The 12,343-nt window shown below is 70.6% G+C and carries 9 protein-coding genes; 3 read left to right on the top strand and 6 right to left on the bottom strand.

Going from position 1 to position 12,343, the window contains the following annotated elements; genetic code table 11:
* The first annotated feature begins 161 nt into the window (after nucleotides 1–161).
* The 3 genes from nth (at nucleotide 162) to OHT52_RS13020 (ending at nucleotide 3,322) form a co-directional block, all read left to right on the top strand.
* On the top strand, nucleotides 162–1,115 hold the full coding sequence (nth, locus tag OHT52_RS13030) for an endonuclease III (protein WP_328720315.1): 954 nt from the start codon (nucleotides 162–164) through the stop codon (nucleotides 1,113–1,115).
* A 162-nt stretch (nucleotides 1,116–1,277) separates the two neighbouring features.
* Complete coding sequence (locus OHT52_RS13025) at nucleotides 1,278–2,036, top strand: NUDIX hydrolase (RefSeq protein ID WP_443046570.1); 759 nt, start codon at nucleotides 1,278–1,280, stop codon at nucleotides 2,034–2,036.
* Nucleotides 2,037–2,122: 86 nt separating this feature from the next.
* Nucleotides 2,123–3,322, top strand: coding sequence for a MarP family serine protease (locus tag OHT52_RS13020; protein WP_328720314.1), 1,200 nt, complete (start codon nucleotides 2,123–2,125; stop codon nucleotides 3,320–3,322).
* 197 nt (nucleotides 3,323–3,519) lie between these two features.
* Here OHT52_RS13020 and OHT52_RS13015 read toward each other — a convergent pair whose 3' ends face one another.
* The 6 genes from OHT52_RS13015 to OHT52_RS12990 form a co-directional block, all read right to left on the bottom strand.
* Entirely contained in the window at nucleotides 3,520–3,723 is a 204-nt protein-coding gene (locus OHT52_RS13015; protein WP_328720313.1) for a hypothetical protein, read from the bottom strand.
* Nucleotides 3,724–3,829: 106 nt separating this feature from the next.
* Complete coding sequence (locus tag OHT52_RS13010; protein WP_328720312.1) at nucleotides 3,830–4,915, bottom strand: alpha/beta fold hydrolase; 1,086 nt, start codon at nucleotides 4,913–4,915, stop codon at nucleotides 3,830–3,832.
* Complete coding sequence (locus OHT52_RS13005) at nucleotides 4,912–5,445, bottom strand: phage holin family protein (RefSeq protein WP_328720311.1); 534 nt, start codon at nucleotides 5,443–5,445, stop codon at nucleotides 4,912–4,914. The genes OHT52_RS13010 and OHT52_RS13005 overlap by 4 nt, the downstream gene beginning before the upstream one ends.
* Before the next feature lie 39 nt (nucleotides 5,446–5,484).
* Nucleotides 5,485–6,849, bottom strand: a complete 1,365-nt coding sequence (gene nhaA, locus OHT52_RS13000; protein ID WP_328723716.1) for a Na+/H+ antiporter NhaA — start codon at nucleotides 6,847–6,849, stop codon at nucleotides 5,485–5,487.
* A gap of 450 nt (nucleotides 6,850–7,299) precedes the next feature.
* Nucleotides 7,300–9,297: an acetate--CoA ligase gene (gene acs / locus OHT52_RS12995; protein ID WP_328720310.1), complete on the bottom strand. Its 1,998-nt coding sequence runs from the start codon at nucleotides 9,295–9,297 to the stop codon at nucleotides 7,300–7,302.
* Nucleotides 9,298–9,493: 196 nt separating this feature from the next.
* Nucleotides 9,494–12,088: a bifunctional SulP family inorganic anion transporter/carbonic anhydrase gene (locus OHT52_RS12990; RefSeq protein ID WP_328720309.1), complete on the bottom strand. Its 2,595-nt coding sequence runs from the start codon at nucleotides 12,086–12,088 to the stop codon at nucleotides 9,494–9,496.
* Nucleotides 12,089–12,343 lie beyond the last annotated feature (255 nt).

Genomic DNA, 12,343 nt, shown 5'->3' with positions numbered 1-12,343 from the left:
TGGGAGCGAAGGCCGAGGGGGCCGCCGAGGTGTCGGAAAAGCGAGATTCAGCTGTGGGCGAACACGCCTCGGGGGCGCCGCGGAAGGCACGTCCGGCTGGGCAGAAGCCCGCCGGACCGTCGAAGCCCGCCGTGCGGAAGCCTGCCGCTTCCAAGCCTGCCGTGCCGAAGTCCGCGGCGTCGAAGTCCGCGGCGTCGAAGCCTCCGGCCTCGAAGCCCGTACGGGCCAAGCAGGCCAAGCCCGAGTCGCATCTGGCGATGGTCCGCCGTGCCCGGCGGATCAACCGTGAGCTGGCCGAGGTCTATCCGTACGCTCATCCGGAACTGGACTTCCGCAATCCCTTCGAGCTGCTCGTCGCCACCGTGCTCTCCGCGCAGACCACCGACCTGAGGGTCAACCAGACCACCCCCGCGCTCTTCGCCGCCTACCCCACCCCCGAGGACATGGCGGCCGCCGTCCCGGAGGACATGGAGGAGCTGATCCGGCCGACCGGGTTCTTCCGGGCGAAGACCAGGTCGCTCCTCGGCCTCTCGGCGGCGATCCGGGACAACTTCGGCGGCGAGGTGCCCGGTCGGCTCGATGACCTGGTGACCTTGCCCGGCGTCGGCCGCAAGACGGCCAACGTGGTCCTCGGCAACGCCTTCGGGGTCCCCGGCATCACCGTCGACACCCACTTCGGCCGACTGGTACGCCGGTGGAAGTGGACCGACGAGGAAGACCCGGTGAAGGTCGAGGCGGTGGTCGCCGAGATCTTCCCGAAGAGCGAGTGGACGATGCTCTCGCACCGGGTCGTCTTCCACGGCCGCCGGATCTGCCACTCCCGCAAGCCCGCGTGCGGCGCGTGTCCGATCGCGCCGCTCTGCCCCTCGTACGGCGAGGGGGAGACGGACCCTGCGAGGGCCGGGAAGCTGCTGAAGTACGAGAAGGGTGGCTATCCCGGACAGCGCCTGAGCCCGCCCGCCGACTATCCGGGCGAACCCGCGCCGGGATTGGGCGGGCGGGAGGCGGCCGCGCAGGAAGCCGCCCTGGCGTCCGCGCGGGAGGACGCCGGCGGGGACGCGGCGGGCCGGGCCGCGCGTGGATCGAAGACCGCGCCGGGTGCGGGAGCCGAATGAGGGAGAACCCGCCCCGTGCTTTACGGCGGGCCGGTCCCGGCGCGGCAGGCAGCTCCCGCGCGCCCGGCGGCCGTCGTCGCGGAACGCGCCGCTCGTCCCCCGTACGGATGAGGCCGGAACGAATTGGCAGATGACAGGCGTTGTGAGAAACCGGGGGTGCCCATGACCTGTACACCGAGCACGACGCGGCCGACGAGTGCCGCGCAGACGGACGGCGGGACGCACCGGCCGGGCGAGCGACTCGTCCCCGGGGACGCGGTCGCCGTCACCACCCGGGGCATGCCGTCCTGGCTCGACCCGGTCGCCGAGGCCGCGCGCGATGTCCGGCCGCAGCAACTGAGCCGCTTCCTGCCGCCGGAGAGCGGTGCCGGGCGCCAGTCGGCCGTGCTCATCCTCTTCGGCGAGGGCGAACGCGGACCCGAGCTGCTGTTGATGGAGCGCGCCGGAACCCTGCGCTCGCACGCGGGGCAGACGGCGTTCCCGGGCGGCGCCCTCGACCCCGAGGACGGCGATCAGGCGACCATCGGCCCGCTCAGGGCGGCGCTTCGGGAGGCCGAGGAGGAGACCGGTCTCGACCCGCGGGGTGTCCAGATCTTCAGCGTGCTGCCCCGGCTCTACATTCCGGTCAGCAGCTTCGTGGTGACCCCGGTGCTCGGCTGGTGGCGGACGCCGAGCCCCGTCCGTGCGGTGGACGCCGCCGAGACGGCCCGGGTCTTCACCGTCCCCGTGGCCGATCTCACGGACCCGGCCAACCGGGTGATCACCAAGCATCCGAGCGGCTTCATGGGCCCCGCGTTCCTGGTCGAGGACGCCCTGGTCTGGGGGTTCACCGCAGGTCTGATCGACCGGATCCTCCACTTCGCGGGCTGGGAACGCCCCTGGGACAGGACCAGGCAGGTGCCGCTCGACTGGCACGCATGACAGGCTGGCTCCCCTGCTGGGCTGTTCCGGGCCCCCGGACCCCGTCACCCGACGGGCCAGGTGACGAATCTGTGAGGCTATAGACGGTGAACGTGCTGGACATCCTGCTGCTCGTCGGCGCCGTGTGGTTCGCGGTCATCGGCTACCGCCAGGGTTTCGTCGTCGGCATCCTGTCCGTGATCGGCTTCCTGGGGGGAGGACTGGCCGCGGTCTACCTGCTGCCTGTCCTCTGGGACAGGGTCACGGCCAACTCCGAGGTCTCCTCCACGGCGGCCGTGGTGGCGGTCGTGATCGTGATCGTGTGCGCGTCGGTCGGTCAGGCGTGCACCACCCACCTCGGCAACAAGCTCCGCGGCCACATCACCTGGTCGCCCGCGCGCGCCGTGGACGCCACCGGTGGCGCGCTGGTCAACGTGGCCGCGATGCTGCTGGTCGCCTGGCTGATCGGATCAGCGCTGGCGGGCACGTCACTTCCCACTCTGGGCAAGCAGGTCCGCAACTCATCCGTCCTGCTCGGAGTCTCCCGCGTGATGCCCGAGCAGACGTCGACCTGGTTCAACGACTTCTCGTCGGTCCTCTCCCAGAACGGCTTCCCACAGGTCTTCAGCCCGTTCGCCGACGAGCCGATCACCGCGGTCGAGCCCCCGGACCCGGCCTTGACGGGCAGTCCCGTGGTGGCCCGCGCGAAGAAGTCCGTCGTCAAGGTCGTCGGCATGGCCCCGAGCTGCGGGAAGGTCCTCGAAGGCACCGGCTTCGTCTTCGCGGACGGGCGTGTCATGACCAACGCCCACGTCGTCGGCGGCGTCGACGAGCCCACCGTGCAGGTCGGCGGTGAGGGACAGGTGTACGACGCGAAGGTCGTCCTCTACGACTGGCAGCGTGACATCGCCGTGCTCGACGTTCCGGAACTCCGGGCAACCGCACTGGAATTCACCGAGACCGACGCCAAGACAGGTGACAGCGCCATCGTGGCCGGCTTCCCGGAGAACGGCGGATACGACGTCCGCTCCGCACGGGTCCGCGGCCGCATCGAGCCGGACGGCCCCGACATCTACCACCGGGGCACCGTCCGCCGCGACGTGTACTCGCTCTACGCGCTCGTACGCGAGGGCAACTCCGGCGGTCCCCTGCTCACTCCGGACGGCCAGGTGTACGGGGTGGTGTTCGCCAAGTCCCGCGACGACGCCGACACCGGTTACGTGCTGACCGCCGACGAGATCAGCGAGGACATCGACGCCGGCCGCACGGCCTTCCAGCAGGTCGACACCCAGGGATGCGCCCTCTGAGAGCTTCCCCCGAGGCGGGTCTCCCGCCGCGTCGGCCGAGGCTTGCCCGTCACGAGGGGAGACCTCGGCCCGGGCGCCGCGGTCGCCCGCCTCCCGCGCGGGAGGCGGTCATCGCCGGGTAGCGGCCGGTGGGTGCGCCGTGGTCGGGCGCGGGGTGCCGGCTATGTGCGGGGTGCCGGCTATGCGCGGGGTGCCGGCTATGCGCGGGGATGGCGCAGACGCGCCGATACCCAGCGGGCCCGGCGGCGAAGGATGCGGGGAATGCCGAGCCGAGGATCGTGTATGACCTGCACGGTATGCACCTGGCCCGTAGGGCCGCCCCCCTCATGAGTGCTCACCGCGGCAGTGGCGGTCGAGCGGCGGTTGCGTGCTGCGTCACCGAAGTCGTGCGTCCAGCCCATACCCCGACGTCTGCCCGTGACCCATGGTCGGTAATCGTGGAGAAGCAAGCCAATTGGCCTATGCGCGCGGCACGTGGCCGTTCGCCGCACACCTGTACGCATCGGGTCAGCGATCGGGCTCGGGATCCTTGAGCCAGTTGATGAGTTCGGCCGAGAAGGCCGCCGGATCCTCCTCGTGCGGGAAGTGCCCGAGACCGTCGAAAAGTCGCCACCGGTAGGGCGCCTCGACGTACTCGCCTGATCCCGCCGAACTCCGGGTGCGCATCGCCGGATCGAGTGAACCGTGAAGGTGCAGAGTGGGTACCCGGACCGGCCTCTTCATGCGCCGGTAGAACTGCACGCCGTCCGGCCGGGCCAGCGACCGCACCATCCACCGGTACGGCTCCACCGAACAGTGTGCCGTCGACGGGACGCACATCGCGCGGCGGTAGACGTCCAGCGTCGGCTCGTCCGGGAACGCGATGTCGTTCGGTCCCGCCCACTCCTCGATCAACCGGCCCACCAAGCCGCCCTCGTCCGCGACGAGCTGACGTTCCGGCAGCCAGGGCCGCTGAAAGCCCCAGACGTACGACCCCGCCCTGGTCTGGGCGGGGTCCGAGAGCATGGAGGAACGCCAGCGGCGCGGGTGCGGCATCGAGGACACCACGAGGCGCCGCACCAGCTTCGGCCGCATCACGGCCGCCGTCCACGCGAGGTATCCGCCCATGTCGTGGCCGACCAGGGCAGCGTCGGGCTCACCGAGCGAGCGGATCACGCCGGTGACGTCGAGTGCCAGGTTGGCAGGGTCGTAGCCCCTGGGCGTGCGGTCGCTTCCCCCGACGCCCCGCAGGTCCATCGCGACGGCGCGGAAGCCCGCCTCGGCGAGCGCGGGCAGTTGGTGGCGCCAGGTCCACCAGAACTGCGGGAATCCGTGCAGCAGGAGCACGAGCGGGCCCGAGCCCATCTCCGCGATGTGGAACCGCGCTCCGTTGGCAGCCACGTCACGGTGCGTCCAGGGGCCGTCCAGCCGTACCGGACCGCCGGACGTCGAGGGGCGGCCGCCACCGGTCGGGACGACCGGAACCGCCGGACCGGGCGCCGCGGCGCCCGTCGCGCGGCCGGGCCCGGAGCCGTCCGGGGTGGACCCGGACGACTCCGGCGCCGGACGCGCGTTGCCTGCCGTGCCGAATGCGCTGCTTTCGGGGACCGTCATGCCGAAGAGCGTCCCACAGCGGACGACTTGTCCTGAACCGGGCTCTTCTCGACGGCCTTGTCCGCGAGGGAGGAACCGCCGATCGCGGCACGGGACGGACCGGGCGCCACGACCGGGCGGGGGTGTGGCTTGACGCCCTGAAGGACGGCCGCGCTCTGCTTCGCGGACGCGATCGACTTCTCCGGGGGCTTGACCTTCTTGAACTTGGCGACCGCGAACAGCGCCAGGAGTACGCCCAGCAGGATGAAGGCGCCACCGACGATCAGGAACGACCAGGCGAGCCCCAGGCCCAGGTTGTGGATGCCGTACGCCGCCGCGAAGCTCAGCGTCGGGATCGCGAACAGGAGCAGGACGCCCGCGATGATGCCGGCGGCGCTCCCCATGACGCCGCGTTTGACGTCCTGGCGTACCTCGGCCTTGGCCAAAGCGATTTCGTCGTGCACCAGTGCGGACATCTCGGCGGTCGCCGAGGCGACCAGCTGTCCCAGACTGCGGTCCGCGCTGCCCACGAAATTGCCGGGGTCGCTCATCCCTGACTCCCTCTCCTCTTCAACACATCCGGTGACAGATCATGCCGGACTGTCCGGCTTGTTGCGCGCTGCCCCCGCCCGTTCGGCGAGACGGCGGTGTTCGGCAGCCCTCCGTTCGTGGAGGGCTGCCATCCGCAGGTGGTACCCGGGATCGTCCTGCTCGTAGATGTCGGGAATCCCCGACGCGTCCTCGTCCCGCTCCTCCGCCTCGTACAGAGCCCGGTGGACGCGTACCCGGAGTTTGAGCAGTACACCGGAGATTACGGCGGCGAAGAGCGAAGCGAGCAGAACGGACGCCTTGACCTCGTTGATCGTTTCCTCGTCGCCCGCGAAGGCGAGTTCACCGATGAGCAGGGAGACGGTGAAACCGATGCCGGCCAGCGAGGCGACCGCGAAGACGTCCGCCCAGGCCAGGTCCGGGTTGAGCTCGGCCCTGGTGAAGCGGGTGGCGAGGCGGGCGCCGCCATAGATGCCGACGGTCTTGCCGACGACCAGACCGAGGACCACACCGATCGTCTCGGGCCGGGTGAAGACTTCGGCGAGCACGTCGCCCCGCAGGCTGACCCCGGCCGAGAAGAGGGCGAACAGCGGGACCGCGAGCCCGGCGGAGAGCGGGCGCACCAGGTGTTCGACGTGCTCGCCGGGAGAACGCTCCTCGCCCTCGCGCCGGGTACAGCGCAGCATCAGCCCCATGGCGACGCCCGCGATGGTGGCGTGGACGCCGCTGTTGTACATGAGCCCCCAGATGAGGAGGGCCAGCGGTACGTACACCCACCAGCCACGGACCTCGAAGTGGAGCAGGGCCCGGAAGAGGACCAGCCCGAGCGCGGCGCCGCCCAACGCCAGGAAGTCGACCGAGTCGGTGAAGAACACCGCGATGATCAGAATCGCGAAGAGGTCGTCCACGACGGCCAGCGTCAGCAGGAACGCGCGGAGCGCCGCCGGCAGCGAGGTGCCGAGGACGGCCAGTACGGCGAGCGCGAAGGCGATGTCGGTCGCGGTCGGTACGGCCCAGCCGCCCAGGTTGCCCCCGCCGAGGGCGTTGGTGGTGACGTAGACGAGCGCGGGCACCGCCATGCCGCACAGCGCCGCGACGACGGGCAGGGCGGCCGTCCTGGGATCGCGGAGTTCGCCCGCGACCAGCTCGCGCTTGAGCTCCGCGCCCGCGACGAAGAAGAAGACGGCGAGCAGGCCGTCGGCGGCCCAGTGCTCCACGGAGAGGTGGAGACCGAGAACCGCCGGGCCGAAGTGGTAGTCGCTGACGGCCGTGTAGGACGCGCCGAGTGCATTGGCCCAGACGAGTGCCGCGATGGCCGCGACCAGCAGGACGACTCCGCCGACCGTCTCCGTGCGCAGCGCGTCCGTCAGGTAGGTCCGCTCGGGCAGCGACAGACGGCCCAGCAGGGTCGGCCGTGGGGCCGTGGGGGCAGCGACGGACGGGGGCGCGGGGGCAGGTCCCGACGATCCGGATGCCGACGATCCGGATGCCGGGGAGTCGGATGCCGGGGAGTCGGATGTGTCCGCCGGGTTGGGTGAGTCCGGTGAGTCCGGTGAGTCCGGGGACTGCGGGGTATGGCGGGGCTCGGCCACGGGAGAAACCTCCGGTATCGGGGCGGCGACGAGGACATGGCTGACGCACTCGCCGACCAGACTTCCCGGCACCCCTATGAAGATCTTCTCCGCTTCTGCGCGGACACGGCCACTGTAGACCGCCTTGTCCCAAGCCGGAGGGGCATCCCGCGCGTCGCGGGATGCCCCTCGGAGCCGTACAGCTGTTTCTTGCCCTCAGGCCCTCTCGGGGACCAGGCCCTCTCGGGGGCCAGGCTCCTTCTGGAGGCCAGGCCCCTCGGGGACTCAGTCCTCGGAGGCCGCCTTGGGGAACTCGGCCTGGATGAGGGACATCACCGACGGATCGGTGAGGGTGGTGACGTCGCCCAGCTCACGGTTCTCGGCCTTGTCGCGCAGCAGGCGGCGCATGATCTTGCCGGAGCGGGTCTTCGGCAGCTCCGCCACCGGCAGCACGCGCTTCGGCTTGGCGATCGGGCCGAGCACGGTACCGACGTGGTTGCGCAGCTCCGTCAGCAGCTCGTCGGAGGAGGTCGCCGTCCCACGCAGGATGACGAACGCGACGATCGCCTGACCGGTCGTCTCGTCGGCCGCGCCGACCACCGCCGCCTCGGCGACCGCCGGGTGCGACACGAGAGCCGACTCGACCTCGGTGGTCGAGATGTTGTGGCCGGAGACGAGCATGACGTCGTCGACCCGGCCGAGCAGCCAGACGTCGCCGTCATCGTCCTTCTTGGCGCCGTCGCCCGCGAAGTACTTGCCCTCGAACCGCGACCAGTAGGTGTCGATGAAGCGCTGGTCGTCGCCCCAGATGGTGCGGAGCATCGACGGCCACGGCTCGGTGAGGACGAGGTAGCCGCCCCCACCGTCCGGGACCTCACGGGCCTCGTCGTCGACGACCGTGGCGGAGATCCCGGGCAGGGCGCGCTGGGCGGAGCCGGGCTTCGTCGCGGTGACGCCGGGCAGCGGCGAGATCATCATCGCGCCGGTCTCGGTCTGCCACCAGGTGTCCACGACGGGGCACTTGTCGGCGCCGATGTGCTTGCGGTACCAGACCCACGCCTCGGGGTTGATCGGCTCGCCGACCGAGCCGAGGACGCGCAGGCTGCTCAGGTCGAACTTGGCGGGGATGTCGTCCCCCCACTTCATGAACGTCCGGATCGCGGTCGGCGCGGTGTAGAGGATCGACACGCCGTACTTCTGCACGATCTCCCAGAACCGGCCCTGGTGCGGGGTGTCCGGGGTGCCCTCGTACATGACCTGGGTGGCGCCGTTCGCCAGCGGCCCGTAGACGATGTACGAGTGGCCGGTGACCCAGCCGATGTCGGCCGTGCACCAGTAGACGTCGGTCTCGGGCTTGAGGTCGAAGACGGCGTGGTGGGTGTAGGCCGCCTGGGTGAGGTAGCCGCCGGAGGTGTGCAGGATGCCCTTCGGCTTACCCGTGGTCCCCGAGGTGTACAGGATGAAGAGCGGCTGCTCGGCCTCGAAGGCCTCGGGGGTGTGCTCGGCGGACTGGCGGCCGGTGATCTCGTCCCACCAGATGTCGCGGCCCTCGGTCCACGCGGTGTCCTGACCGGTGCGGCGTACGACCACGACGTGCTCGACGCTCTCGATACGTGACACGGCGTCGTCCACCGCGGGCTTCAGCGCGGACGGCTTGCCGCGGCGGTATCCGCCGTCGGCGGTGACGACGACCTTGGCGTCGGCGTCCTGGATACGGGCGGCGATGGCGTCGGCGGAGAAGCCGCCGAAGACGACCGAGTGGGCGGCGCCGATGCGGGCGCAGGCCAGCATCGTGATGGCGGCCTCGGGGATCATCGGGAGGTAGACGGCGACCCGGTCGCCCTTGCCGACGCCCAGCTCCGTCAGTGCGTTGGCGGCCCGGGAGACCTCGTCCTTCAGCTCCGCGTAGGTGATCGCCCGGCTGTCGCCCGGCTCGCCCTCGAAGTGGATGGCGACCCGGTCGCCGTTGCCCGCCTCCACATGGCGGTCCACGCAGTTGTACGCGACGTTGAGCGTGCCGTCCGCGAACCACTTCGCGAACGGCGGATTGCTCCAGTCCAGCGTCTCGGTCGGCTCGGTGGCCCAGGTGAGGCGGCGGGCCTGCTCGGCCCAGAAGCCCAGCCGGTCCGCGGCTGCCTGTTCGTATGCCTCCGCCGTGACATTGGCGTTCGCGGCCAGCTCGGCCGGCGGCTCGAACCGGCGCTCTTCCCGCAGCAGGTTGGCCAGGCTTTCGTTGCTCACGACATCTCCCATTCCCAGGGTGACCGTTGTGTCCCGGGGCATAGCTCATCAGGCGAAAGGCCGAGTGACAAGTGTCTGCCGGGAATTGGTTTAGACCTATCCATCGTGTATGGAGGAGATCCGCCGACCGCCCCGCCGACGCGGCAGGGCACCGGTACGGGACGCCGTACCGACTCCTGCCGCGCCTGCGGACGGGAAGCTGAACCACAAGGTCTCACGGGCCCGGGGTGCCGCTGGTTCAGACGAGGCTGTGTCTGGCCTCCTCGTGCCCGGAACCGTCCTCAGGAACCCCCGCCGCAGGGCGTGACGCAACCGGATCCGCGCCCTCCGGATCGGCTGTCTCCGGACCGATGCCGATCCCCGGAGCCACCCGCTCGAAGACCTCGTCCGGGCCCGAGCCGGAACTGACTCCCTCCGTCAGGAGGTAGGCCTGCGCCTCGCCGACGTGGAAGTACATCCCCTGCAGCTGGAGGGTGCCGTCCGCCAGCCGGCGCGCCACCGACTCGTGCGCGCGGAGGTGGTCGAGCTGCTGGACGACATTGGTCAGGCAGAGCTGCTCCACCGCGTCGGTGGGCATCCGGCCGGAGATGCGCGCCCACGGCTGGTCGCGGGAGGACATGCGGTCCAGGCTCGGCAGCCCGTGCCGCAGCCACCGCCACAGGGGCGTGGTCCTCGGCGTCCCCGGCTCGGCGCCGAGAAGTGCCTGCATGGCGCCACAGCCGGAGTGCCCGCAGACGGTGATGGACCCGACCCGCAGGACGTCCACCGCGTACTCGATCGCCGCCGCCACCGAGTCGTCACCGCCGCCGTCGGAACCCGCTCCCGGTGGGGGCACCAGATTGCCCACGTTGCGCACGGTGAACAGATCGCCAGGCCCGCTCGACGTGATCATGCTGGTGACGAGGCGGGAGTCCGCACAGGTCAGGAACAGCTGGGACGGCCGCTGGCCCTCCGCCGCGAGGCGGGCGAGCTCCTCGCGGACCAGCGGGGCCGTATTCAGCTGGAAGGAACTGATACCGCTCAGCAGGCTGTGCGCGCCGCCGCGCCTCACCGTTCCGACGGGCTCCGAGCCGGGTCCGGCCGCTTCGGCCGAGAGCGAAGCGGTTGCAGCCCCGGGGCGCCCCGGATGCGTGTGCGGGCGTTCCGCCGCAGTGGTGGGCTGGTGGGGACGGTCGTGGCAGTGGTGGTTGCGCCAGGGTGTCCACGGGCGGCAGCAGGAGTGCGCCGCCGAAGCGGGTTCCGCGATCCGCCCTCCCGATCTGCCGGTGAAGACGATGTTGCCACCGTGGGCGACCTGAGTGGTGCGCCAGTCCTGGATGGCCTCGTAGGCCGCGTGGTCCATGAAAAAACCGTCCAGTTCGACGATCGCGTCGACGCCTTGGGGGAGTTGGTTGAGTACGCGGCTGAGTCTCGGCACCGCGAGGAAGGTCAACTGACCGCGCACGATCACCAGGAAGCGCCCGTCGCTCTCGGTCACGGAGATGCGGGTACGGGCCAGCCGGTGCAGTGCCATTCCTACGGCCGCCGTGATGCCGATCGCGACGCCGGCCAGCACGCCGAACACGACGACACCGGTGATCGTCGCCCCGTAGACGAGGAATTCGCGGTGCCGGTGGACATTCCTGATGTGGGCGTAGTTCACCATCTGAATGCCGACGACCATGACGAGGGCGGCCAGCGCGGCGAGCGGAATCCACTCGAGCACGGAGACCAGGAAGCCGGCCGCGAGCAGCACCCAGACACCGTGCAGCACGGTCGCCGCGCGGCCGGTGGCACCGGCGCGGACGTTCGCCGAACTGCGCACGGCACCACCGGAGATCGGGAGTCCGCCGAGCAGCCCGGCCAGCGTGTTGGTGATGCCCTGGGCCCGCAACTCGCGGTCCAGGTCGGAGCGGGCGACATGGGCCGGGGGCATGTCCGGCTGCCGCGAGGAGTGTTCGGCCGTGCGGTCGGCGGTCAGCTTGTCCACCGCCACGGCCGCCAGGAGCGATTCGAGGCTGCCCACCAGCATCACGGTGAACATGGCGGTGGCGAGGGCGAGTACCGGACCTCGGGGCATCTCGGGAAGGGCGTGCGAGCTCCACGAGGGCAGGTCCACCCGGCTGATGCGGGGCGCGGCGACGGCCGCCACCGCCGTGGCTACGGCGACCGACGCGAGCGCGGCCGGAATCTTTCGGAGCGCACGACCGGCGGCACCGGGGATCCGTGGCCACAACACCAGCAGGGCGATGGTCAGGGCTCCGATCAGGGGGGCGGCCGGGCTGATCCGCGCCAACTGTTCGGGAAGGGCGAGGGCGTTGTCCATCGCGGAGCTCTGCGGAGAACCGCCGAGGACGATGTGCAACTGGGCGAGTGCGATGGCCACGCCGATCCCGGCGAGAGTGCCGTGGACGATCGCGGGGCTGACCGCGAGGGCCCCGCGTGCCGCTCTCACGGAACCCAGCAGGATCTGGAGCAGCCCGGCCCCGATGGTGATGGCGCAGGTCGTGCGCCAGCCGTAGATCTGGATCAACTCGGCTGTTACGACGGTCAGTCCGGCGGACGGTCCGCTGACCTGGAGCGGGGTGCCGCCGATCAGGCCGGCGACGATGCCGCCGATCGCGGCGGAGATGAGGCCGGCCTCCAGTGGTGCGTCCATGGCGACGGCGAGACCGAGCGACATGGGGACGGCGATGAGGAAGACCGTGATCGACGCGGAGAGGTCGCCCGCGGTGACGCGGAAGCGAGGGCCTCGGCGCGGCGGCGGGCTGTGGGGCCTCTTCTCCCCCGAGGTGCGGGGGAGGTGAGAGCCGAGGTGGTTTCGGATGTTTCGGATGGGTACGCAGGCAGGCATTCCCGTCTCCTCCGGGGCAGCGCGGTCGCGGAACGTGGGGACGCGGCCGTGGGTCACGGCGTGCAGCGGCGGGATTTCTCAACTCTAGGTAAACGAATCGTAATGCAGAGTAAAGAATTGTGGTCCACATATCAGGCAAATGGCCGACAGGATCACCCAATGCAGTGAATAAGCATCTTTTCATTCGGCCTGTCGCTCTGAGGCATTCGGGCTGCGTGTGAACGTGACCGCGCCAGTCGGCACATTCCACGCAAT

The organism is Streptomyces sp. NBC_00247 (assembly GCF_036188265.1).
Taxonomy (GTDB): Bacteria; Actinomycetota; Actinomycetes; order Streptomycetales; family Streptomycetaceae; genus Streptomyces.
The sequence above is the reverse complement of the archived record's forward strand: the minus strand, read 5'-3'. Positions and strand labels throughout refer to the sequence as shown.

Coding starts and splice junctions, on each gene's coding strand:
- OHT52_RS13025 (WP_443046570.1), top strand. CDS start 1,278: ATGACCTGTACACCGAGCACGACGCGGCCGACGAGTGCCGCGCAGACG.
- OHT52_RS13015 (WP_328720313.1), bottom strand. CDS start 3,723: ATGGGCTGGACGCACGACTTCGGTGACGCAGCACGCAACCGCCGCTCG.
- OHT52_RS13010 (WP_328720312.1), bottom strand. CDS start 4,915: ATGACGGTCCCCGAAAGCAGCGCATTCGGCACGGCAGGCAACGCGCGT.
- OHT52_RS13005 (WP_328720311.1), bottom strand. CDS start 5,445: ATGAGCGACCCCGGCAATTTCGTGGGCAGCGCGGACCGCAGTCTGGGA.
- acs (WP_328720310.1), bottom strand. CDS start 9,297: ATGCCCCGGGACACAACGGTCACCCTGGGAATGGGAGATGTCGTGAGC.
- OHT52_RS12990 (WP_328720309.1), bottom strand. CDS start 12,088: ATGCCTGCCTGCGTACCCATCCGAAACATCCGAAACCACCTCGGCTCT.